The sequence below is a fragment of the Brevundimonas fontaquae genome, from assembly GCF_017086445.1.
GTDB classification, from domain to species: domain Bacteria; phylum Pseudomonadota; class Alphaproteobacteria; order Caulobacterales; family Caulobacteraceae; genus Brevundimonas; species Brevundimonas fontaquae.
The window spans coordinates 2,956,935-2,979,283 of sequence record NZ_CP070968.1 but is presented as its reverse complement, the minus strand read 5'-3'; the positions used below and the strand labels follow the sequence as shown (position 1 = coordinate 2,979,283).

Annotated in this window: 26 protein-coding genes; 12 read left to right on the top strand and 14 right to left on the bottom strand. The window is 66.9% G+C overall.

What is annotated here, in order from left to right:
- Positions 1–165: 165 nt before the first annotated feature.
- Positions 166–2,259: a S46 family peptidase gene (locus JX001_RS14515; RefSeq protein ID WP_205681543.1), complete on the bottom strand. Its 2,094-nt coding sequence runs from the start codon at positions 2,257–2,259 to the stop codon at positions 166–168.
- Between the two features lie 214 nt (positions 2,260–2,473).
- On the opposite strand from JX001_RS14515, the gene JX001_RS14510 reads away from it, so the two are divergent.
- From JX001_RS14510 to JX001_RS14500, 3 genes are read left to right on the top strand one after another with little or no spacing between them, the layout of a single operon-like run.
- Positions 2,474–3,646 carry an ABC transporter permease gene (locus tag JX001_RS14510; RefSeq protein WP_205681542.1) on the top strand — a complete coding sequence of 391 codons (1,173 nt, stop codon included), beginning with the start codon at positions 2,474–2,476 and terminating at the stop codon, positions 3,644–3,646.
- Entirely contained in the window at positions 3,643–4,398 is a 756-nt protein-coding gene (locus tag JX001_RS14505) for an ABC transporter ATP-binding protein (RefSeq protein WP_055805773.1), read from the top strand. Before JX001_RS14510 ends, JX001_RS14505 begins: the two co-directional genes overlap by 4 nt.
- Before the next feature lie 34 nt (positions 4,399–4,432).
- A complete protein-coding gene (locus JX001_RS14500) occupies positions 4,433–5,437 on the top strand; it encodes an HlyD family secretion protein (RefSeq protein WP_205681541.1) in 1,005 nt (334 codons plus the stop codon).
- A 9-nt stretch (positions 5,438–5,446) separates the two neighbouring features.
- Here JX001_RS14500 and JX001_RS14495 read toward each other — a convergent pair whose 3' ends face one another.
- A complete protein-coding gene (locus JX001_RS14495; RefSeq protein WP_205681540.1) occupies positions 5,447–6,244 on the bottom strand; it encodes a crotonase/enoyl-CoA hydratase family protein in 798 nt (265 codons plus the stop codon).
- A gap of 116 nt (positions 6,245–6,360) precedes the next feature.
- On the bottom strand, positions 6,361–6,513 hold the full coding sequence (locus JX001_RS14490; RefSeq protein WP_017505113.1) for a hypothetical protein: 153 nt from the start codon (positions 6,511–6,513) through the stop codon (positions 6,361–6,363).
- Between the two features lie 156 nt (positions 6,514–6,669).
- On the opposite strand from JX001_RS14490, the gene JX001_RS14485 reads away from it, so the two are divergent.
- Both JX001_RS14485 and JX001_RS14480 read left to right on the top strand, forming a co-directional pair.
- Positions 6,670–6,891, top strand: coding sequence for a DUF1289 domain-containing protein (locus JX001_RS14485; RefSeq protein ID WP_205681539.1), 222 nt, complete (start codon positions 6,670–6,672; stop codon positions 6,889–6,891).
- A 75-nt stretch (positions 6,892–6,966) separates the two neighbouring features.
- Positions 6,967–7,482 carry a retropepsin-like aspartic protease family protein gene (locus tag JX001_RS14480; RefSeq protein WP_205681538.1) on the top strand — a complete coding sequence of 172 codons (516 nt, stop codon included), beginning with the start codon at positions 6,967–6,969 and terminating at the stop codon, positions 7,480–7,482.
- Here the strand turns inward: JX001_RS14480 and pgsA are convergent.
- The gene (pgsA, locus tag JX001_RS14475; RefSeq protein ID WP_026108402.1) at positions 7,479–8,123 is read right to left on the bottom strand and encodes a CDP-diacylglycerol--glycerol-3-phosphate 3-phosphatidyltransferase; all 645 of its coding nucleotides are present in this window, start codon (positions 8,121–8,123) and stop codon (positions 7,479–7,481) included. The two genes, JX001_RS14480 and pgsA, sit on opposite strands and share 4 nt — an antisense overlap.
- Before the next feature lie 44 nt (positions 8,124–8,167).
- Positions 8,168–8,791, bottom strand: a complete 624-nt coding sequence (locus JX001_RS14470) for a carbonic anhydrase (protein ID WP_205681537.1) — start codon at positions 8,789–8,791, stop codon at positions 8,168–8,170.
- Between the two features lie 68 nt (positions 8,792–8,859).
- On the opposite strand from JX001_RS14470, the gene JX001_RS14465 reads away from it, so the two are divergent.
- Positions 8,860–9,096, top strand: a complete 237-nt coding sequence (locus JX001_RS14465) for an antitoxin (RefSeq protein WP_017505108.1) — start codon at positions 8,860–8,862, stop codon at positions 9,094–9,096.
- Positions 9,097–9,105: 9 nt separating this feature from the next.
- The gene (locus JX001_RS14460) at positions 9,106–9,477 is read left to right on the top strand and encodes a PIN domain-containing protein (RefSeq protein WP_205681536.1); all 372 of its coding nucleotides are present in this window, start codon (positions 9,106–9,108) and stop codon (positions 9,475–9,477) included.
- 6 nt (positions 9,478–9,483) lie between these two features.
- Here JX001_RS14460 and uvrC read toward each other — a convergent pair whose 3' ends face one another.
- The 5 genes from uvrC to JX001_RS14435 form a co-directional block, all read right to left on the bottom strand.
- A complete protein-coding gene (gene uvrC / locus JX001_RS14455; RefSeq protein ID WP_205681535.1) occupies positions 9,484–11,352 on the bottom strand; it encodes an excinuclease ABC subunit UvrC in 1,869 nt (622 codons plus the stop codon).
- A gap of 16 nt (positions 11,353–11,368) precedes the next feature.
- Positions 11,369–11,815, bottom strand: a complete 447-nt coding sequence (locus JX001_RS14450; protein ID WP_205681534.1) for a DMT family transporter — start codon at positions 11,813–11,815, stop codon at positions 11,369–11,371.
- Positions 11,812–12,420 carry a hypothetical protein gene (locus JX001_RS14445; RefSeq protein ID WP_205681533.1) on the bottom strand — a complete coding sequence of 203 codons (609 nt, stop codon included), beginning with the start codon at positions 12,418–12,420 and terminating at the stop codon, positions 11,812–11,814. Before JX001_RS14445 ends, JX001_RS14450 begins: the two co-directional genes overlap by 4 nt.
- 199 nt (positions 12,421–12,619) lie before the next feature.
- Complete coding sequence (locus tag JX001_RS14440) at positions 12,620–13,090, bottom strand: NUDIX domain-containing protein (protein ID WP_205681532.1); 471 nt, start codon at positions 13,088–13,090, stop codon at positions 12,620–12,622.
- An 82-nt stretch (positions 13,091–13,172) separates the two neighbouring features.
- Complete coding sequence (locus JX001_RS14435; RefSeq protein WP_205681531.1) at positions 13,173–13,907, bottom strand: hypothetical protein; 735 nt, start codon at positions 13,905–13,907, stop codon at positions 13,173–13,175.
- A gap of 190 nt (positions 13,908–14,097) precedes the next feature.
- On the opposite strand from JX001_RS14435, the gene JX001_RS14430 reads away from it, so the two are divergent.
- The 5 genes from JX001_RS14430 to JX001_RS14410 all read left to right on the top strand — a co-directional run bounded on the left by JX001_RS14430 (position 14,098) and on the right by JX001_RS14410 (position 16,760).
- Positions 14,098–14,859 (top strand): SDR family oxidoreductase, encoded by a 762-nt coding sequence (locus JX001_RS14430; protein ID WP_205681530.1) that lies wholly within the window; start codon positions 14,098–14,100, stop codon positions 14,857–14,859.
- Between the two features lie 3 nt (positions 14,860–14,862).
- Complete coding sequence (gene folB, locus JX001_RS14425) at positions 14,863–15,261, top strand: dihydroneopterin aldolase (RefSeq protein ID WP_205681529.1); 399 nt, start codon at positions 14,863–14,865, stop codon at positions 15,259–15,261.
- A gap of 82 nt (positions 15,262–15,343) precedes the next feature.
- On the top strand, positions 15,344–16,015 hold the full coding sequence (locus tag JX001_RS14420; RefSeq protein ID WP_205681528.1) for a hypothetical protein: 672 nt from the start codon (positions 15,344–15,346) through the stop codon (positions 16,013–16,015).
- A 10-nt stretch (positions 16,016–16,025) separates the two neighbouring features.
- Positions 16,026–16,409: a membrane protein gene (locus tag JX001_RS14415; protein WP_017505097.1), complete on the top strand. Its 384-nt coding sequence runs from the start codon at positions 16,026–16,028 to the stop codon at positions 16,407–16,409.
- A gap of 66 nt (positions 16,410–16,475) precedes the next feature.
- Positions 16,476–16,760: a GNAT family N-acetyltransferase gene (locus JX001_RS14410; RefSeq protein WP_052689639.1), complete on the top strand. Its 285-nt coding sequence runs from the start codon at positions 16,476–16,478 to the stop codon at positions 16,758–16,760.
- A 41-nt stretch (positions 16,761–16,801) separates the two neighbouring features.
- On the opposite strand, the gene JX001_RS14405 is transcribed toward JX001_RS14410, so the two are convergent.
- From JX001_RS14405 to JX001_RS14390, 4 genes are all read right to left on the bottom strand, one after another.
- The gene (locus JX001_RS14405) at positions 16,802–17,788 is read right to left on the bottom strand and encodes an SDR family oxidoreductase (protein ID WP_205681527.1); all 987 of its coding nucleotides are present in this window, start codon (positions 17,786–17,788) and stop codon (positions 16,802–16,804) included.
- A 79-nt stretch (positions 17,789–17,867) separates the two neighbouring features.
- A complete protein-coding gene (locus JX001_RS14400) occupies positions 17,868–18,185 on the bottom strand; it encodes a hypothetical protein (RefSeq protein ID WP_026108401.1) in 318 nt (105 codons plus the stop codon).
- Between the two features lie 118 nt (positions 18,186–18,303).
- Entirely contained in the window at positions 18,304–20,268 is a 1,965-nt protein-coding gene (mdoH, locus tag JX001_RS14395) for a glucans biosynthesis glucosyltransferase MdoH (RefSeq protein WP_205681526.1), read from the bottom strand.
- A 153-nt stretch (positions 20,269–20,421) separates the two neighbouring features.
- Positions 20,422–22,269, bottom strand: coding sequence for an acyltransferase family protein (locus JX001_RS14390; protein WP_241004668.1), 1,848 nt, complete (start codon positions 22,267–22,269; stop codon positions 20,422–20,424).
- Positions 22,270–22,349: the final 80 nt, after the last annotated feature.

Sequence of the window (22,349 nt, the reverse complement as noted above, 5' to 3'; positions counted from 1 at the left end):
AAGTCTCCTCCCCGCCTTGCGGGGAGGTGGCGCGGCGCTTCTTCAGCGTCGTGACGGAGGGGCTCTTAAGCACTTTACAGGCGATCATGCGGTGGTGAAGAGCCCCTCCACCGCTTCGCGGTACCCCTCCCCGCGCAGCGGGGAGGAGACTTCTTCGTTTTCGTCTTAGCGACGCACGCCCAGTTCGCGCAGCAGGCGCGGCTGGTTGTAGACGTTGCGCAAGGCCTCGGTGATGGCGGCGGTCGAGACCGTCACCGTGCGGTTCAGCTCGGGGTCGTAGCCGAAGCTGCCGCCCAGCGAGTGGATGTTGCCGTCGAAGGCGGCGCCGATGACTTCGCCCTTGGCGTTGATCACGGGCGAGCCCGAGTTGCCGCCGATGATGTCGTTGGTCGAGACGAAGTCATAGACGGTCGACTTGTTGACCTTGCCCTCGGCCGCCAGCCAGTCCTCGGCCGCGTTGAAGGGCTCAGCGCCGGTGTTGCGCTCATAAAGGCCGCCGATCTGGGTGAAGGGTTCGACGGTCACGCCGCGATAGGTCCAGCCCTTCACCTGGCCGTAGGACAGGCGCAAGGAGAAGGTCGCGTCGGGATACAGATTGGTGCCGTAAACCGCGAACCGGGCTTGGGCGATCTTTTCGCCGGCGCGGCTGGTCGGACCGGACACGGCCGATTCCCACTGGGTGCGGACGGCCTGTGCCGCATCGTCATTGGCCAGGACGAACTGGATCAGCGGATCGCCCGAGGCGGCCAGTTGCTCCGGCGTCATGGCCAGGGCCTGGGCGCGGAAGGCGGGGTCGGCCAGACGCGTGCCGTCGACCAGACGCTCCGCGATCTGCTCGGGGCTTTCCTTGCCCAGCAGCGCCTTCACGTTCGCATTGTCGACCGTCAGATATTCGCGGGTCTTGGACAGCCAGAAGTCGAGATAGATCTTCTCCAGGTCGTTCGAGATCGGCGTCTCGGTCGCCAGGCGACGGCCCAGCGAGGCGATGTCGGCGTCCGAATAGCCGGCGCGGCGTTCAGCGACGGGCTTGGCGCGTTCCTTGGCGGCGCGGACGATGGCCTTGGCGTAGCTGTACAGCGACGAGCGCTGACCGGCCGCCGATTCCAGCTGGCGATAAGGCAGATAGAGGTCGCGCTGGGCGGTCGAGGCGCGTTCCAGATCGGCCCACGGATCGCCGATGCGTTGGGCCAGGGCCGGGTCGGCGGCGACGCGCTGGCGCAGCTCCTGCTCTTCACGACGCTTGGTGGCCATGAAGACCGGGTCGGTCAGGGCGCCCTGCTGGCCGTAATAGACCTTGAAGCTGTTCTCCAGGCCGAAGATCGGATCGACCGAGACGCGCTTGGCCTCTTCGCCGGTGGTCGAATATTCCAGCAGACGGCCGCGCAGTTCCGACGACTGGATCAGGGTGATGGGCAGTTGCTGGTCGCGCAGCGCCTCCAACTGGGCCACGGTCAGCAGGCGCTGGGTCGAGCCGGGGTTGCCGGCGACGAAGGTGACGTCGCCTTCCTTGGGCGCATTGGCGTTCCAGGTCAGGTGGTTCGGCGTGGCGACCGGCTTGCCGTCTTCGTAGATGCGCAGGAAGCCGGCATCCAGAGCGTAGCGCGGGAAGTTGAAGTTGTCCGGGTCGCCGCCGAAGAAAGCCGCCTGAAACTCGGGCGCGAAGACCAGGCGCACGTCGTCATACTTGCGGAACTTGTACAGCTTGTACTGGCCGCCGCGGTAGAAGCTGATGACCTGGCAGGTCAGCTTCTGGTCGTCGCCGCAGGTCTCCTTCTGGATCTTGTCGATCTCGGCGGCGCGGGCCTGGACGAAGGCGGCGCCCTCAAGACCGGCGCCGGCGCCGGTCACGCGGTCGGTGACGTCAGTGATGTCCGTCAGAATTTCGGCCGTCTGGCCGGGGCACTTCTTCTCTTCCTCACGGGTGGCGGGCATCCAGCCGTTCTTGACGTAGTCGTTCTGAGCCGTGGACAGGTCCTGCACGCACGAGACGACGCAGTGGTGGTTGGTCAGCACCAGGCCTTCGTTCGACACCAGCGAGGCCGAGCAGCCCTGTAGGCGGACGGCGGCGTTGCGCACGCGGTCCAGCCAGGCTTGGTCGATGTTCGTGCCGTACTTCTCGTTCACCGTGGCGATGGGGAAGTTGTCGAAGGTCCACATGCCCTCGTCGGCGCGGGCGGAGGTCGCGGGCGCGGACAGGACGGCGGTGGCGGCGCCGAGCGCGGCGAGCGAGGCGGTGAGACGAAGCGAGGGCAAGGACATGAAGGCGTGTTTCCCTAAGCGTGGGACGGCCTGTCCCATCTGTTATGTTGTAACTAACGCCGACGAAGGGGCGGCGCCAAGAGGCTGTAAGGCCCTTAATCCCCTGATTTGGAACCCGCAACGACAGCTCTTCACAAGCCTTACCCCGATTTAACTTGGCGGTGAGGAGGCGCACGGTCAGATAGGCGCAAGTACCGGGGGTTTATCGACGACAATGTCGCTTGCGCTATCAACACTGCTGTTCGAGTGGCGCCGCTATATGGCGGCGGTCATGGCCCTGGCCCTGTCGGGGCTTCTGGTCCTGGCGATGACCGGCGTCTTCATCGGCATCGGCAAAGGATTCACCGCGACGATCGAACGGTCGAACGCCGACATCTTCATCATGCAGCCCGGCGCCAAAAGCCTGATCGGCGGGCCGTCGGGCGTGCCGCGTCGGTTCATTCCTTTGGCCTACAACCACCCTGAGGTGGTCGAGGTCATGCCGCTGGACGGCGCCGGGGGCACCTTCCAGAACATTAAGGAAGTCGATCCGACCAAGAGCCAGGCGGACAATGCGTCGCAGGGCGCGCCGCGTCAGAAGTTCGTCCAGGCCAGCATCATCGACACCCGTCCCGGCTCGGTGACTATCCCGACCGACTATTCGCAGGAACTGGTCGACGCGCTGCGCCAACCCTACACCGTGGCGGTCGACGAGACGGCCCTGACGACCCTGGGCGTGAAGCTGGGCGACAAGGCCCTGTACAACGGCCAGACCGTCACCGTCGTCGGCGTCACGCGCGGCTATCCCAATATGATGCAGCCGGGCGTGGTCATGTCGCGCGACACGCTGCGGATGCTGGGCCAGGCCGACACCGGCCCGCGCGTCGGTCCGCTGATGGTCAAGCTGCGCGATCCGGCCCGCGCGCCCGTCGTGGTGGCCCAACTGAACGCCATGGGCAACGGTCAGTGGAAGGCCTGGACCAAGCAGCAACTGGCCGACGCCAACGCCGGCGCCATGTTCGAGGAAGGCATTCTGGTCATCATCATCGGCGGCTGCGTCGTGCTGGGGATCATCATCGGCGTGGCCATCACCTGGCAGACCCTGCGCGGCGCCATCATGGCCAATATCAAGGAGTTCGCCTCTCTGCGGGCCTTGGGCGTCAGCATGGGGTCCTTGCGTCGGATCGTGGTCGAACTCAGCTTCTGGGTCGGCGTCGTCGGCGTCATCGCGGCCATCGTCCTGACCTGGCTGGTCTCGCTGCTGGCGATGATGGGGGCGGTGATCATCGCCTTGCCGTTGTCGCTGCTGATCGTCGTCGGCATCGGCCTGATCGCCATCGCTATGGTGTCCGGCCTGCTGTCGCTGGGCATCCTCAAGAACAGCCAACCGGCGGACCTGCTGCGATGAACGTTCATACAAAGGTTCACGGCAAGCACGGCGACTTCGCCATCGAGGCCAAAAGCCTGGTCAAGCGGTTCAAGTCCGGCAAGGCCTGGGTCGACGTGCTGAAGGGCGTCGATTTCGATGCGCGGCATGGCGACCTGACCATGGTCATGGGGCCCTCCGGCTCGGGCAAGTCCACCCTGATCGCAGCCCTGTCGGGCCTGCTGAAGCCCGAAGAGGGCCGGGTGGACGCGCTGGACGTCGATGATCTGTGGAAGCTGTCATCCGGCCGGATCGACAAGTTCCGCCTAGATAACTGCGGCTTCATCTTCCAGGGCTTCAACCTGTTCCCGGCGCTGACGGCGTTGCAGCAGGTGGAGACAGTGCTGAAGTTCCAGGGGCTGACCGCGGGCCAGGCCAAGAAGCGCGCCACGATCGCCCTTGAAGAGGTCGGCCTGGGCCACCGTCTGCACCAGCGGCCGGCGGCTTTGTCGGGCGGTGAAAAGCAGCGCGTCGCCATCGCCCGCGCCCTGGCCAAGGATCCCAAAATCCTGTTCGCCGACGAACCCACCTCGGCCCTGGACGGCGAGAACGGCCAGGTGGTCATCAAGCTGCTGCGCCGGGCCGCCACCGAACACGGCGCCGCCGTCATCTGCGTGACCCACGATCCGCGCCTGGAGGCCTGGGCCGACCGGGTCATCCACATCGAGGACGGCAAGATTCTGGACGACCAGCGCCGCATCCCCGATCCGAACGCCATCCTGGCGTCCCACTAACCGACACGACGATTTCCCTTAGGACGACACGCCAATGCCCGGCTTTCTGAAGAAAAAACGCACCTGGATCGGCCTGCTGCTGGTGATCGTGCTGGCGGTCGGCTTCATGCTGTTCCAGTCCGCCGCCAAGACCAAGAAGGCGGAGGCAGAGAAGGCGGCGGCGACCAAGGTCGACAGTCCCTATGCGGCCATCGCCAACGGCAAGGTCGACGTCGAGGGCGGCATCATCCAGATCGCGGCCCGTCGCGGCGGTATCGTCCGGGACGTCCTGGTTCAGGAAGGCGATCGCGTCGTCGCCGGTCAGATCCTCGCCCGTCAGGAAGACGACGAGGCGCGTCTGGCGGTGCAGGCCGCGGCCGCCGCCGTCAGCCAGGCCGAAAGCCAGCTGACCCAGATCCGCGTCGACATCCGCACCGCTCAGCGCGAGCAGGAGCGTCTGCAACGTCTTGTCGCCACGAACTTCGTCGCCGCCCAGCGCATGGACCAGGCCCAGGACGCCATCGCCACCGCCCAAGCCCGTCTGGGGTCGCAGGTCGCCGCCGTCCAGACCGCGCGGGCACAGTTGGATCAGGCCCGCTACAATCAGGAACTGACGGTCATCCGCGCCCCGACCAGCGGCCGGATCGTGCGCCGCTACGCCAACCCCGGCGCCGGCGCCTCGACCCTGAACGTCTCCAACATGTTCGACCTTGAGCCCGACGCGCCGCGCATCGTCCGCGCCGAGGTGGTCGAGAGCGACCTGCCGAACCTGACCGACGGCCAGGCCGTCGAGATCAGCCCCGAGGGCGACGCCAGCAAGGTCTATATCGGCGCCGTCATGCGTCGGGCCGCCGTCTTCGGCGCGCGCAAACTGGCCTCGGACGATCCCTCGCAGCGCAGCGATGAGCGGGTGGTGGAAGTCGTCGCCTCGGCCGGCGATGCGCCCCTGCTGATCGGACAGCGGGTTCTGGTCAAATTCATGAAGCCGGGCGAAACCGCCGGGGCCAAACGCGCGGTCGCCGCCGGCGTCGGGCCGAACCAGGCGATGAAGACGAAATAGGGCTTCGGGTCAGCGGCCGGTGAAGTCGCCCGGCCGCTTTTCCAGTACGGCGGCGACGCCTTCCTGATGGTCCTCGGTCAGGTGGGCCAGAGCCTGCATCGCTGCCGACATCTCCAGCATCTGGTCGAAGGTCGTGTCTCGGCCCTGACGCAGCAGGGTCTTGGCCATACGCAGGGCCTGCGGCGGCTGGGCCGCGACCTGGGCGGCGACAGCCAGGGCCTCGGTCATCAGGTCGTCGTGCGCGACCACGCGATTGACCAGCCCCCATTCGGCCGCCGTCGCGGCATCGATGGATCGGGTGGTGAACAGCAGTTCGGCGGCGCGGGCATAGCCGATGTTGCGCGGCAGCAGCCAGGACCCGCCGTCGCCCGGGATGATGCCCAGCTTCAGGAAGGGCACGCCGAAGCTGGCGCGCTCGGACGCGATGCGGATATCGCTTAGGCCGGCTATATCGCAGCCCAAGCCCATCGCCGGCCCGTTGACGGCGGCGATCAGCGGAACCTCAAGTCCATACAGCGACCGCACGATCCGATGGACGACCCGGCGATAGCGTTCGCGGATGGCGGCGCCCGAGCCCTCGAACAGGTCGCGCCTGTCCCGCATCGCCGTCAGATCGCCGCCGGCAGAGAACGCCCGCCCGGCGCCGGTCAGGACCACGCAGCGGATCGACGAATCGGCGTTGACCCGCTCGCACGCCGCCGCGACCTCGTCGCCGTCGCCCAGATCGGGCAAGGCGTTCAGCCGCGCCTCGCGATCCAGCGTCCAGATCAGGATCGCGCCCCGCTTCTCTTCGGTGATCAGGCCCATGCATCGTCTCCGTCCTTGCGCTCGTCATCGACCGCGAACGCCGCGTCAGGCAAGCCCGGAATTGCAAAAGCCCCGGCGAGACCGGGGCTTCTTCAGGCTGAGGGCCGAGCGGGCCGTCAGCGTTTCTTGATCGTATAGGGTACGAAGTTGGACGGATGGCTGACCACCCGGCCCGAGTTCGACGGCATATGCCGACTGTTGACCAGCATCCCGCCCCACAGGGCGAAGGACATCATGGCGTGTTGGAGGTTACGCTCCTTATCGTTCATCTTGGCGTCTCCTTTCGCAGAACGATGAAAAGAGACGCGTCGTACCAATGGGATTCCACCGTCAGTCGTTTCGCGTCATCAGCCGATATAAGACAGTTTCGTGAATTTGCAACTTTATTCGTCAGGAGTCGGAGTGATTTTCGCCACTGTGTCACAATGAGCGCGACGACCCCGAGCCGGCCCGGACCGCCCAAGGCCATCGCCACGCCCTGCGTCATGGTGTGCGCAGTCGACGGCGAGAGCGGCCTGTGCCTCGGCTGTTTTCGCACCCTGAAGGAGATCGCCGGCTGGCGGGCGCTGAGCGACGCCGAGCGCGCGACGGTCATGGCCGACCTGCCGTCGCGCCGTAGTCAGGTGGATCCGGCCAAGCTGGGCTAGCGCGGTTCGCGGCTTAAGCTTTCGTCAGCCACGTCGTTTCACCCCATCCAAACGCCGCGCCTCTAAGACAGAGGCATGGTTCGCATCGATACCCAGTCTGTCGTCGTCCTCGGCTTCGCTCTCATGGCGTCGTTCGGCACGGCTCTGACGATCCGCCATCTGGAAGGCGACGGCCTGGCCCAGGCGGCGACGCCCGTGGTCAAGGCGGTGATCGGCGCCTCCGGCACCGACGCCCAGGTGGTGAAGGGCGCTGACGGTCACTATTGGGCCGAGGCCAATATCGACGGCAAGGCGGTGCGGGTGCTGGTGGATACGGGCGCCAGCGTGGTCGCCCTGACGCGCGCCGACGCCCTGAGACTAGGCGTCGATCCCGAACCCGAAGCCTTCACCGGCACGGTCCAGACCGCATCGGGGGTCGTGCGCGCCGCGCCGGTTCAGCTGAAGATGATCTCGGTCGCGGGCGCGCGTGTGGACCGGGTCGAGGCCCTGGTGGTCGAGCAGGGGCTGGAATACTCCCTGCTGGGCATGAGCTATCTGGGCCGGCTTTCCGCCTTTTCCGCCACGCCGGCCGGGCTGACTCTGCGCCCCTAAAGATCGCGCATCTGGCGACGGGCTTCGCTGAAATACTGCCAGCCGGTCCACAGGGTGATGATGGCGGCGAACCAGATCAGGAAGATGGCGAAGGATTCGAACGCAGGCTGCCAGGCCAGCGGCGATCCATCGTCGTTCTGCAGGCCCAGGGCGCCCCACAGCAGGGTCAGCTGAAGCGCGGCGAGCGCCACCATCTGCACCGTGGTCTTCCACTTGGCGGCCAGGGTGACCGGCAGTTCGATGCGACCGGCCATCGTCTCGCGCAGGGCGGAGACGGCGAATTCGCGGAACAGAATCAGACCGCAGGGCAGGGCGATGCCGGGCAGCGAACCCGAGGCCAGGACGCCCAGGATGGCGCCGGTCACCAGCACCTTGTCGGCGATGGGATCGAGAATGGCGCCCCAACGCGTGGTCGCATTCCAGCGCCGAGCCAGATAGCCGTCGACCCAGTCGGTCGAGGCGGCGATGACGAAGATCCAGAAGGCCCAAACGCTGAATCGTCCCTGGGTTTCCGGCGACAGCCAGGCCTCAAGCGCGCCCGGCGCCGCCCCGGCCATCATGGCGAACATCACCACCCCGGCCGCCAGGCGCAGCCCGGTCAGGATGTTGGGAATGGGGTTGGCGCGGTGGGCGGAGGTCATCGTCATGTCCGTTGCAACGCGCCGGGTGTGGCACGGTTCGCCGCTCAATCCAACGGTTCGAACCGGGGCTTGTCGGTCAGGGCCGTCAGGGCGCCCTCGGCGATGCCGAAATGCAGGCCGCTGAGCTGAAGCTCGCCCTTGGCTTCGCGCTCGGCGATCCAGGGGAAGGTGCGCAGGTTCCGGATCGACAGCCGCACGATGGCCTCTTCGGCGGCGCGCTCCAGCTGGTCGGGGGCGACGGTTTCGGCGACGTGCTGGACGACTGGCGCGCCTTGGGCGATCCAGGGGGCGACGAAGTCGGCGACGATTTCAGGGGCGCCGTTGATCATGGCGTTGACCCCGCCGCAGTGGGCGTGGCCCATGACCACGATCCGCTTGACGCCCAGCACCTTGACCCCGAACTCCAGCGCCGCCGACACGCCGTGCAGCTTGCCGTCCGGCTCATAGGGCGGGACCAGATTGGCGACGTTGCGCACCACGAACAATTCGCCCGGCTTGGCGTCGAAGATCAGGGCCGGATCGGCGCGGCTGTCGGAACAGGCCACGATCAGGGTGTGCGGCTTCTGGCCCTTGGTCGCCAGGGTCTCGTACTCGGCGCGGGCCGTCGGCCAATGCTCGGCGCGGAAGCGGCGATAGCCGGCGGTCAGTTCGTCTTCGGAGTCGCTCATGCAGCGCCTGTAGCGCTTTGAGCCACGCCGATAAATCGTGTATACGTGTCTATACGAAGGAGCTCGCCATGGCCGTCACCAGTCGAACATTCCGAAGCGGCAACAGCGACGCCGTGCGCCTGCCCAAGGAAATCTCGTTCGGGCCGGGTGTCGAGGTCGAGATCGAACGCAAGGGCGATGTCGTGACGCTCACGCCCAAGCGGCCCTCCGTCAGAGAAATGTTGGCCAAGTTGGACGCGCTGCCCAAGCCAACCAGCATAGGCAAGCGCCCCCCCTTCATCGCACCCCTTCGCAAGGGGCTTTGAGCATTGCTGATGCTGGATACAAGCGTCGCCATACATCTTCGGGATGGCGACCCGATCATACGCGCGCAGATCGAAGAGGCCGACGACACTCTGGTCTTCTCCATCATCACCGTGGTCGAGTTGGAGGCGGGCTTTCTGGACGGAGAGGCCGAGTTGCGACGCGCCCGACTGGCTGCGCTGCTTGAGACGATCAGTTACAGGCCGTTCGATGATCGGGACGCCGCCGCCTACGGGCGTATCATCCGGCGTACCGGCTATTCGCGCCGCAAGGTGCTAGATCGGATGATCGCGGCGCAGGCCCTTGTAGACGAAGCAACGTTGGTCACCCGCAACGGTGAGGATTTTCGCGACATTCCCGGCCTGACGCTGCTGGAGTGGTGACAGGGTTCAGGCCTTCCTGAAGAAGGCGTGGATGCGTTCGGCGAGGGGTTGGTTGATGCCGTCGACCTTGACCAGGTCGGCCAGGGAGGCGCGGCTGACGCCCTTGGCCGAGCCGAAGGCGTGCAGCAGGGCCTTCTTGCGGCCGGGGCCGACGCCTTCGATCTCGTCCAGCGGGTTCTTCTTGATGTCCATCGAGCGGCGCTTGGCGTGGGCGCCGTTGGCGAAACGGTGGGCTTCGTCGCGCAGCCGCTGCAGGTAGTAGAGGGCCGGCGATTTCAGCGGCAGCATGAAGGGCGCCTTGCCGGGCATGAAGAACTTCTCCATGCCGGCGTCGCGATCGGGCCCCTTGGCCACGCCGACGACGGTGATGTCATCTAGCCCGCCCAGGTCGGCCATGACCGCCAACACCTCGGCCAACTGTCCCGCGCCGCCGTCGATCAGCAGCAGGTCGGGGCGGACGACGTCTTCGCCCTCTTCCTCGTCCTTGACCAGGCGCGAGAAGCGACGACGCATCACCTCGCGCATCATGCCGTAGTCGTCGCCGGGGGTCAGATCCTCGCCCCGGATGTTGAACTTGCGATACTGCGACTTCTGGAAGCCTTCGGGGCCGGCGACGACCATGCCGCCCACCGCGTTCGTCCCTTGAATGTGGGCGTTGTCATAGATCTCGATCCGCTCGGGCCGGCTCTCCAGTCCGAAGGCCTCACACACCTCGTCAAGGATCTTGCCCTGCGCCGAGCTTTCGGCCAGGCGGCGGCCCAGGGCCTCGCGCGCATTGGTCAGGGCGTGGTCGACCAGCGCCAGCTTCTCGCCGCGCATCGGACGGACGATCTCGACCTTGCGGTCCGCCTTCATCGAGAAGGCCTCTTCCAGCAGTTCCAACTCGTGCGGGCGCACGTTGGACAGGATCAGGCGCGGGATCGGCTTGTCCTCGTAGAACTGACCCAGAAAGGCGGCCAGGATCTCAGGATCGGTGTCGGTCTTGTCCACGCGCGGGAAATAGGCGCGGCCGCCCCAGTTCTGGCCGGCGCGATAGAAGAAGACCTGGACGCAGGCCTGGCCGCCGTCGGAATGCAGGGCGAAGACGTCGCCTTCGGCGACGCTATCGGCGCTGACGGAGTTCTCCATCGCGATGGCCGACAGGGCGCGAATGCGGTCGCGCATGCGGGCGGCCTGTTCGAAGTCCATCTCGTCGGACGCCGCCTGCATCTCCTTGGACAGGCGGCCGATGACGGCGCGCGACTTGCCGCGCAGGAACTGCTCGGCCTCGGTGACCAGTTCGCCGTAGTCCTCGAGGCTGATCAGGCCGGTGCAGGGGGCCGAGCAGCGCTTGATCTGATGCAGCATGCAGGGGCGGGTGCGGGTCTCATAGACGCTGTCGGAACAGGAGCGCAGCAGGAAGGCCTTCTGCAGGGTGTTCAGCGTGCGGTTGACCGCCCAGGTCGAGGCGAAGGGGCCGAAATAGTCGCCGGGCGTGGTGTGGGCGCCGCGATGCTTCCTGACCTGGGGCGCGCGGTGGTCGCGGCGGATCATCAGCTCGGCGAAGGACTTGTCGTCGCGCAGCACCACGTTGAAGCGGGGCTTCAGCTTCTTGATGAAGTTGGATTCCAGCAGCAGGGCTTCGGTCTCGGTGGCGGTGACCACCAGCTCCATCGACCGGGTCTGCGACACCATCAGGCCGATGCGCTGGGTGTGAAAACGCCCCTGCGCATACTGGATGATGCGCTTCTTCAGCGACTTGGCCTTGCCGACATACAGGCACGACCCGTCCTCGCCATACATGCGATAGACGCCCGGCTTGTCCGGCGCCCGGCGCGCCTCGTCGGCGATCAGGGCGGCGGCTTTCAGTTGGGAATCAGGCGTCTCCTCGGTCATCGCGCCCGATATAGGGTCAAGAGCGCCGGACCAGAAGGACGCCGGCCAGAACAAGCCCCACCCCGGCGATGCGGCCGATGTTCAGCGGCTGGCGCGGCACGCCCAGCGCCCCGAAATGATCCAGCGCCAGGCTGAGCAGCAGCTGGCCGCCGACCATCAGGGTGATGGTCATGGCCACGCCCAGGCGGGGCACGCCCCAGGCGGCGGCGACCACGAAACAGGCGCCGTAGGCCCCGCCCAGCCAGGCGTACCACGGCAGGGCCCGCGTCGCGGCCATGTCCGGCCGGGTGTGCAGGATGGCCGCCAAGAGTCCCAGCACGGTGGTGCCGACCGCAAACGAGATGAAGGCCGCGTTGACCGGCGAGGCCACGGCGGTCGCCAGCCTGGCGTTGGTCGGGGCCTGAAGCGCGGTGGCGCCGCCGGCCAGGATGACGACGAGAATGGCGAGGAGCGACGGGTTCATGGCCCTTGGCTAGCATGGCTTTCAGGACTTGCAGAGGGCGGCGTGCGGCGCCGGGCGCGGCGCAGGCGGCGGCGCTCGGCCCGATTGAGGGGCGCGCCGGATCGACCTAGGTCGTCCGAAGATAAATCAGAGTGCAATTCATGCACTTCGCCCGGTGCGGACCCGGCGTCGTCCGTCGAAGGGCGAGGGGCGGGCGCGTCGGTCCCATCAGACGGTCGGGGCGAAAAATCCGGGTGCAATGTGTGCACATCGCCAGTCTGGGACGCCATCGACGACAGGGTCTCGAAGATCCTGAGCCAGCGCTGGGCCTCGGTCGCCTCGCCGTCCATTAGGGCTAGTTGCAGGCGACGGCGCGCCGTGTCGGCCATGTCGGAAAAGGCGATATCCTCGACCGCCTCGAGCTCGAGCGCGGGATCGTACAGGTCGGGATCGTCCTGGTCCCCGCGCCGCCACTTGCCCTTGCGCGCGCGGATGCGGAAGGCCGACAGGCCCAGGTCGTAGCGGCGGCAGACGATCCGCGCCGGCTCGCCCGCCAGATAATCGTCGCGGGCCAGGTCCCAGATCTCCTGCGAGCGGACGCGATAGACGGGGGCGGCTTGGGGCATGGACGGACGCTGCCACGCGCCTGCGTCAGATGCGGACGCACAATGTCTCCTCCCCACCCGTGGGGAGGGGGACCGCGAAGCGGTGGAGGGGATCTTGAAGTCCCACGGGAGCTTGTGGTGCGGTAAAGAGCCCCTCCGTCACGGCGCAAGAGCGCCGCGTCACCTCCCCGCTGCGCAGGGAGGTGACGGCAGATGGGCCTCACCAGGCGGGATCGACCGGGGCGCCGTCGAAGATTTCGGCCAGACGCGCGCGACAGCCCCGGTTCACGTCGTCCGGCAGGGCGGACGGCGAGAACCAGCCGATCTCGGCGATCTCGCCGTGGCTGGCGCGCTCGCCCACATCGAAGGCGTCGATGCGGAAGACGGCGACGTGATCGCCGGGAAAGAAGCGCTCGTTGGAATGGATCGAGATCAGGCGCGGCGCCCCGCGCGCGACCAGACCGGCCTCCTCACGCAGTTCGCGCACCACGGCACGTTGCGTCGTCTCGCCCCGATCCACCCCGCCGCCCGGCAACCACCAGCCCTTGAGATAGGTGTGCCGCACCATCAGCACCCGCCCCTGCGCATCCACCACCACCGCCCGCACGCCCAATGTCTTGCCCCGCGTCAGCCGCGACCAGGCGAAGAAGAGGGGGCGGGTGAAGGGTTCGACGTGGATGCGCCAGGTCATTGTGAGCTCGCTTTCATCACAGCGATGGGAAAGACTCTTGCCTGTAGCTGAGGGAGCTAATCTTAAATCGATCCTGTCTTCCTCAAGCCGATTTGTCTGGGAATAACCTCAGCAATCCCTGTTGTGGCTCATGTCGACAGGCCCTTATCCCCCATTGGCCTCTTCGTTCGGCTGCGCTGGATGGATTAATTGCCCAGTAGTCGGTGATCGATGCCCTGAGCTGGCCATCTACGAATAGTCTCTCTCCGGAGCGATATAGTCCGCGTCCTTTTTCAGGATCATCATCGAAACGCACGAACACTGCGGCATCAGCTGGCGCTTTGCCAACGTAACTGTAGGTAAGACAATGACCAACATAGCTGGCGGGCTTAGATATTCCGCGCGACGCTAGTCGTGCGAACCATGCTGTTTCCGCTTCGCAACGCGGATCGCCGTCAGGCGCCAGTTCGAACTTGTAGACGCCAGACGGTTCGCCCCGTGTGGGACCGAAATAGTAGCCGTCCCCCGGCCCCATGTTTATAAACAACGCGCGGGCGACCCCGCTGCGCAGCCACAAATCTTCCCCGCTGCCTATTCCAATAAATTGCGACGCTGTCTGGAAGCCGGGATCATCCGCCGGGTCGCGGGAAAGATTGCCCGGCATCCAAACGTCGATCCCATAAGGGCGCTCGCCAAACCAGCGTAAGGCTGCATCCTGCTCACATCGTCGTTTCATCTCGGAAAGCATGGCTGGACTGGGACGGTCCGACAAATACAGGGTCGTCAGGCACCCCGACAAAGGCGCGGCCATCATGATGGCTAGCAGTATGCGCGACATTTCAAACTCCCCTGAGGGTCGGACCTTAGCGTTAAGCGCGCTTCAGGCAAGTGAACCATCCCCGCTTGAACCCCGCCCCGTCCCGCTCTAAGCCAAGACCGACAACAGGAGCATTCCATGCTGGCTCTCGGCATCATCTTCGGCTTCATCGCCGTTCTGGCGGCGTTCAACGTGTTCGAGTTCGGTCGGGTTGACTGAGGCGACTGCTCGCTCTGAGCGGGGCGTCGCCCTGGTCACGGGCGGGGCGCGGCGGATCGGGCGGGCCATCTGTCTGAAGCTGGCTCAGGCCGGGTTCGACGTGGCGATCCATCATCATGCGTCGGGCGACGACGCCCGGACCCTGGCCGACGAGATCGCGGGCCTGGGACGGCGCGCGTGCCTGTTGCAGGCGGACCTGACGGACGAGGCCAAGGTGCGGGCGCTGATCCCCGCGGCGGTCGAGGCGCTGGGGCCGGTCAGCGTGCTGGTCAACAACGCCTCGGTGTTCGAGGACGACCGGATCGGCGAGCTGACGCGCGACAGCTGGGACCTGCATCTCGACACCAATCTGAGGGCGCCGATCGTTCTGGCCGAGGCGTTCGCGGCCCAGGCGGTCGAGGGCGCCATCGTCAACCTGCTGGACCAGAAGGTGCTGAAGCCGGATCCGCGCTTCTTCTCCTACAGCCTGTCGCGGAACGGCCTGTGGTGGGCGACCCAGACCCTGGCCCAGGCGCTGGCGCCCGGCATCCGGGTCAACGGGGTGGGGCCGGGGCCGACCCTGCCGTCCATCCACCAGACGCCCGAAGAGTTCGCCGCCGAGGCGCGCGCCACCCTGCTGGAAACGCCCGGCAGCCCCGAGGCGGTGGCCGAGGCGGTGCTGTGGCTGATTGACGCCCGGATGGTCACGGGCCAGATGATCGCCGTCGATGGGGGCCAGCACCTGGCCTGGCGCACCCCCGACATCCAGGAGTAGCGCGTGGTTTCCTCTCCTCTGGCGACGCCGGTTCCGGCGGACGATCCGCTGCGTTTCGAGCGGCTGAGCGTGTTCGTGCGCGGGCTGGAGGTCGAGGCCGGGATCGGGGTCTATGACCACGAGCAGGGGCGGCTGCAGCGGCTGGTGATCGATGTGACGCTGGAGTTGGAGCCAGGCCCCATCGAGCGGCTGGGCGACACCATCAACTATGAGACTGTGGCGGACGCCGCGCGCGCCATCGCCGCCGAGGGGCATGTGGGGCTGGTGGAGACGTTCGCCGAACGACTGGCGCGGGCGTGCCTGGAGGACGGCCGGGTGCAGCGGGCCACGGTGCGGATCGAAAAGCCGGGCGCCCTGGCGGCGGTGGCGGCGCCGGGCTGCGAGATCGTGCTGGGGCGGTAAGGGCGGTTGCTTCGCGCCGCGCCGACCGCCATTGTCGTCGGCAGATTCCAGCCGGGCGTCCGGCGTGACAGAAGCGTTGTTCATGGCCGAACCCGGCGATCCGAAAGACCCAGCAGCGCCCCGCGATCACGACCACGATCATGACGCCGAGGTCGGCTTCGTCTCGCCCGCGTCGCTGGCGGGCCGTGCGCGTGAGCGCCAGCCGGAGCCGTTTCCCACAGACGAGCGCGAACCAGACCTGTTCGACCCGCCAGAGCCGGGGCCTTTCGACCGGTCTGGCCCGACGACCCGGCCGACGGCGCCGTTCCCGCCCCGGTCCGAGCCGACGCCTGTCGAGGCCGAACCGGCGCCGGCCGTGCGCGCGGTGCGCGAGCGTCTGACGGCCGAGGCTGCGCCCAAACTTCAGAATTCAGGCCGTGAGGGGCCGATCGTGCCGATGCGGCTGTATGCCGTCTACGTGCTGATCCTGCTGGCGGTGCCGACCCTGGGCGTGTCTTGCCTGGTGGCTCTGTTGGCGGTCATGCGGCGCGACGGGGCGACAGATCCGCTGGAGCACAGCCATGCGGTCTATCAGCAGCGCACCATCTTGGGCGCGGTCGGGGCGGCGGTGGTCGGGGCCCTTCTGATCGTGGTCAACATCGGCGTGCTGGTGCTGTTCGCCCTGGCGATCTGGGTCCTGGCGCGCGGCGCGTTCGGGGTGCTGAAACTGAAGAGCGGACAGGCCGTTCCCCACCCCCGCAGCCTGTTGTTCTGAAGGACCGACGATGACGAACGAACCCAATTTCATCGCCGGGCAGCCGTCCGAGGGCAAGGTCGGGGCGCTGATCGCTTGGGCCCTGTTCATCCTGTCGATCCCCAGCGCCAATGTGCTGGTTCTGATCGGGCTGGTGGTGTCCTATGTCACGCGCGGGACGGCGACGGGCGTGGCGCGCCAGCATATCGAGGCGCAGATCCGGCTGTTCTGGTCGGTCTTCTGGTGGACCATCGCGGCCTGGGTCGGGATCTTCGTCAGCGCCCTGGCGTCGGTGGTGTTGATCGGCATTCCGTTCCTGCTGCTGTTCCTGCTGGTCTGGTTCCTGCTGAGCGTCTGGTTCACGGTCAAGAGCGTGATCGGCCTGCTGAATCTGCTGAACGACAAGCCGATCTAAGGGCCGATTTGAACGTGACGGAACGTCCCGGCGGCCTTGGCGGTTGATCCGTCAAAGGAGAATCCGATGGGACAGTTCAAGGACGTCGAAGGCGACAACCGGTTCGAACAGGCGTTCGACGACGACAAGGGCGCGGGCCTGGTCTGGGCCGACTATGCCGTAAAGGGCGATGCGCGGATCATCCTGCATGTCGAGGCCGAGCCATCGCTGCGTGGATCGGGCGCGGCGGGGCGGTTCATGCAGTCGCTGGCCGACCATGCGCGCCAGACGGGGCTGAAGCTGTTTCCGCGCTGCAGCTACGCCGTCGCCTGGCACAAGCGGCATCCAGACTACGACGACGTGCTAGCCTAGGCGATGCCGCCGCCCTGCGATCGGAGGGCGGCGGTTTCGGTTCAGCCGCCGGCGTAGCCGCCGATGATCGGCAGAATCTCGCCGGTGATGAAGCTGGACATCTGGGGCGAGGCCAGGAAGACGTAGGCGGGCGCGATCTCCTCGGGCTGGGCCGGACGTTTCATCACAGTGTCGGCGCCGAACTTTGAGGTCGCCTCGGCGTCCTTGTCGGCGGGGTTCAACGGGGTCCAGACCGGGCCGGGCGCGACGACGTTCACGCGGATGCCGCGCGGAGCCAGATGCGTGCCCAGCGAACGGGCATAGGCGTGGATGCCGCCCTTGGTCAGGGAATAGTCCAGCAGATCCTTATTGCCCATCAGACCCGTGACCGAGCCGGTCATGACGATGGCGCCGCCGGCCTTCATGTGCGGGACCGCCGCCTTGGTCATGTTGAAATAGCCGTAGAGGTTGGTTTTCAGCGTGCGGTCGAAATGCTCGTAGGTCAGGTCCTCGAAGGCGGGGACGTGTTCCTGGAAGGCGGCGTTCGGGACCAGGACATCCAGGCGGCCGAAGGCGTCGAGCGTGGCCTTGACCGCCATCTCGGCGAAGGCGGGATCGGAGACATCGCCCGTCAAAACCACGGCGCGGCGACCTTCGGCCTCGACGGCGGCCTTGGTGGTTTCGGCGTCGGCGGCCTCGTCCAGATGGCAGATGACGACATCGCAGCCCTCACGTGCGAACAGGACGGCGACCGAACGGCCGATGCCGGAATCGGCGCCGGTGATCAGGGCGGCGAACCCGTCCAGCTTGCCCGACCCCTTCCAGAAGGGCGCATCATAGAGGGGCGCGGGATCCAGCGCGGCCTCGTCGCCCGGCTTGGTCTGATGTTGTTTGGGGAAGGGCGGTTCGGGGTAGGGGCGGGCGCCGGCCTGCATCGCGCCGGAAGGCTTGTCATCGCCGGACGCCTTGTCCTTGGCGTCGATGTCGCGCTGGATGGCGCGTTCCTGATCGGCGATATCTTCGGCGCGCGCGTGGGTCCGGTCGTCCATGAATGTCGTCTCCTGAAGATGGGGTCTTCAGGAAAGCGGACGGGCAGGCGGGTCGTTCCGACAGCCCAGCTTCGGTTTTTCAGCCGACGCGGTGGACGATGGTCTTGATGGTCTCGGCCTTGGTCGGCAGATCGGCGGCGAGGCGCGAGGCGATTTCGCGCGCGCCGACCGGATAGGCGTCGCCGCCGTCCGCGATGGCCTTGGCCTTGGCGGCGGCTTCGAGCAGGAGCCGTTCCAGCGCCTCGATCTCTTCCAGCGCCAGGGCGTGGGCTTCGAGCTGGAGGCGTTTGACGCGGTCGGCCGTGGTTTCGGGCGCGCGCATCAGGTCATAGACGGCGGACTCGGATTCGACGATCCGCAGGTCGGGCTTGGTGTCGGCGCTGGTCTTCTTGGTCATGGAATCAGTCCGCAGCAGGTGGCTGAAATCCAAGAGTGAACGCGAACCCTTCAGCCGTCGAGCTTGACCGTAACGGTTGTGGCGGCGCTGTGGCCGCCACGCATCGGTTTTGGATCGATCAGAGTTCCGGCGCGCGGGCCGGGACCATCGCCGGGGCGGCGACGGGGGCCAGGACGCCGCCGGCGACCGCACGCAGCGGCGAGCGCGGCGTGTGCAGGACGGCCGGCGAAACGCTGACGCCGTCCTGAACCGGGGTGACCAGATAGCCCTTGGCGGCCAGCTTGTCGCCCGAACGGACGCGCGAGGTCCAGACGGTGATCGGGGCGGCCAGCAGCAGCGGCAGGACGATCGGGGCGAACCAGGTGGCCAGGTCGGGACGAACCGCCAGCGGGACCAGGAAGCCGACGCCGGCGATCATCTGCCAGCGCATGGCGCGCAAGGCGTCGGACCAGGCCAGGCCGTCGGCCTCGCGCTGCTGGGTCGACCAGCCGGTGTCGTGGCCCGAGACGATCTGGATGAAGGCCTTGGTGTTGGCGACCATCAGGATGGGGGCCAGGATGGCCGACAGGGCGATCTCGGCCGCCATGCCCTTGGCGATGGCGCGGCGACCGCCGAAGGCGCGCAGCTCGGCGGGACGGCTGAGGACCAGGGCGGCGCCCATGAACTTGGGCCCGATCAGCAGCACGCCGGACAGGAAGGAGGCCAGCATGAAGGGTGTGAACTGGGGGTTCAGGATGTAGAAGAAGCTGGTCCAGTCGACCGGATAGAACATCTGGATGAACAGGCCGACCATCAGCGACGCCAGCCACAGGGGCGACGACAGATAGGCCATGCAGCCCATCAGCAGCTGCAGGCGGCTCATCGGCGACAGGCCCTTGGCCGTGATCAGGCCCAGGTGCTGCAGGTTGCCCTGGAACCAGCGGTGGTCGCGGCGGATGAAGTCGGTGATCGACGGCGGGGTCTCTTCCCACGATCCGTCCAGCGAGGCGGTGACGTGGACGGCCCAGCCAGCGCGGCGCATCAGGGCGGCCTCGACGACGTCATGGCTCATGATGTGACCGCCGAAGGGCTTCCTGCCCTTCAGGTGCGGCAGGCCGCAGCAGGCGGCGAAGGCGCGCGTGCGGATGATGGCGTTGTGGCCCCAGTAGCTGGATTCCGAACCGGTCCAGTAGGCCAGACCGGCAGCGGCGACGCGGCCGTACAGGCGCACCGAATACTGGGACACGCGCGCGAAGATGGTGCGGGCCTTGATGATGACCGGAGCGGTCTGGATCAGGCCGACGCCTGGATTGCGCTCCATGGCGTCGACCATGCGCAGCAGGGTCTCGCCGGCCATGGTGCTGTCGGCGTCCAGGACGATCATGTTCTCATATGCGCCGCCGAAACGACGGACCCATTCGGCGAGGTTGCCGGCCTTGCGCTCGGCATTGTCGGTGCGGCGGCGATAGAAGGCCTTGGAGTTGGCGGCCATGCGGAACGACTGGAACACCGAACGCTCGGCGGCGGCGGCGTATTCCTTGGTCGAGTCGCTCAGCACGAAGATGTCGAAGGCCGACGAGGCGCCCAGACGCGCCAGGCAGGAATCGATCTGGGACAGGCGCGCGAAGGACGAACGGGCGTCCTCGTTGTACAGCGGCATCAGCAGAGCGGTGCGGGTGCGCGGCATCGGCGGATGCGGCGAGAAGGCGAGGTCCGCCTGATCCTTGCCGCGCAGCATGACGAACAGGCCCATCAGGCCGCTGACGAACCAGCAGGAGATGGCGGTGATCAGGACCATGAACAGGCCGAAGGCCAGGATCTCGGTGCCGTCCCAACCCTTGCGGGCATAGAGGTAGAAGGGGGTGATGGCCGACAGGCAGGTGAGGACGAGGGTGCCGGCCAGCAGGGCAAGGCGGCGCGTCGCGACCGTGCGCGGCGAGGTCGCAGGCGTCACGTCGGCGACGGCGTCGGGCGCGGACAGGGACTGGACCGGCATGGCCAGCGGCGCCTCGTCGGGCAGCCACGACCAGCTAGGCGTTTGCGCGCCGTGGATCGTCGTCTCGATTTCAGCCTGTTCGACAGGCCGGATCGCCAGCTTGTTCATGCCGCTCTGGACGCCCCCGAGTGAACCGGATGTCGTCCCGAGGGCTGGGGACGACGCGGAGTGCTGCACTGCAACACGACCTGCATAATCGATCACATTCGCGCGATTTTCAATCACGCAATGTTGATGAAACCAAAAAATGTGGGGGTGAAGTCAGGCCGGAACGTTGAACCGGGCGGAAGCCGGGCGACCGTGCGGCGACTCCGTAGCGACCGACAGCAGTTTACGATCCAGCACCCACGCTGCAACCCCCACCCAGCAGACCAGGACGATGGCATAGAGACGCTCCCACCAGCCGACGTTGGCGTCGTTGACCGTGCCCGGGAAGACGAGGTGCTTGGTCAGGACCGTCAGGATCGCCATGACGACGAAGGTGACGGCGAGGAAGAGCTTCAGGCGCGGCAGGTCCCGACGTTTGGCCAGACCCCACAGCAGCAGCATCGGCGCCAGCTGGATGCCCAGGGCCAGGTTGATGACCATGTGGCGCGGATCGGGCCAGGGCCACAGGGTCGAGGCCGACATGCCGCCGCCGGCCAGGATGAAGACGATGGCGATGACCCAAGCTGCGACCCGCGCGCCGGTCAGGGCGTAGATGGCCAGACCAAAGCCGATCCCCGCCAACCCGGCCATGACGCCGGCGACGAAAACCCCGCCGTTGAAGATGATCGGCGCCTTGGCCGTCGCCCCGCCCAGTTCGCTGAGATACTGGGTGGCATTGTTGAAGCCGGGGTAGGCCAGGATGGCCACGGCGACCACCGTCAGGGCCAGAAGCGGCGCGGCGACGCCCACGCCCAGCAGCCGACGACGGCGGTGATAGCGAAGCTGCGGTTTCAGCAGGGCTTGGAGGTCCAGCGGCCAGGGCCGGCCGTCCAGCGGCTTCAGCCCCCACAGCGGGCGAATGGCCGGGATGCGACGCACGACCTCATAGATCGCCAGACTGCCGACGAAGGTGATGGCGATCAGGGACAGCAGTTCGACCGGCGCCGGCAGGTTCGCTGGGCGGATGATCCAGACGGCCGCGACCAGCACCGTCTGGTGCGCCAGATAGAGGGGAAAGGTCGCCTGCGTCAGATAGTTGAGCGCATGGCCGCCCCGGTCGCGCAGATGGCGATAGCCGAAGCCCAGGATAGCGACGATCACCGCCCATTGGTCGATGCCGTACACGGCGGCCTTGGGCACGCCCCAGAAAGCCCGCGCGCCGGGATGCCAGACCTGGACCATCATGATCGGCAGGGCGACGGCCGCCAGGGCCAGGGCGATCCAGCGATACCGCTCCATCGTGCGCCACAGGCTCTCGCGCCCCACGATGCTGAAGCCGAACAGGAAGGCGACCAGCGAAAGGGCGTGATTGTACCAGTCGTTGTGCAGGGTGTTGGTCAGGCCGAACCAGGGGAAAAGCAGCCACCGGATGGCGAACAGATAGAGGATCGGCAGGATCAGCAGACGCGGGCCTGTCAGCGCCTTTTCCAGCCCGTTCCCCAGTCGGTCGATCAGGCCGGGCTGACGCCACAGGACGACGGCGACCAGGCTGTAGACGGCGATATAGACGATGAACCACAGATGGTTGACCGGCACGCCGTCGACGAGACCGCTCCAGCCGAACTCATGACCCAGCCAGGCGACGAAGCCGGCGACGCCGCCGGGCCAGCCGCCCTTGTCCATCGACTCGATCCAGGACTGGATCGGCACCAGAACCAGGGCGCCGAAGATCAGGGGCGGGACCAGCCGCTCGAACCGGGCGCGGGCGACCTCGCGCGGGGTGCGCCGGAAGGTCATGAACCGCAGGGCGGCGCCCGACACCAGAAAAAGCAGGGTCAGCCGCCAGGGATTGGTGACCAGGATCGCCTCACGCATCCACTCGAAGGTGTGGGCGCTGTGGATGTGCCAGTCATAGACCCCGTAAACCAGGCCCACATGATACAGGATCAACAGGCCGAAGGCGCCGACCCGGATCCAGTCGAGATCGTAACGGCGCTGGGTCGGGGAAGCGGGCGGGTTCACGGCCGCGTCTATGATCCGCGTCTGCGCATCAGGCAAGACGCCGGATGGACGCGGGGCGCCGCCAGCCCCGCAGCCGGTTG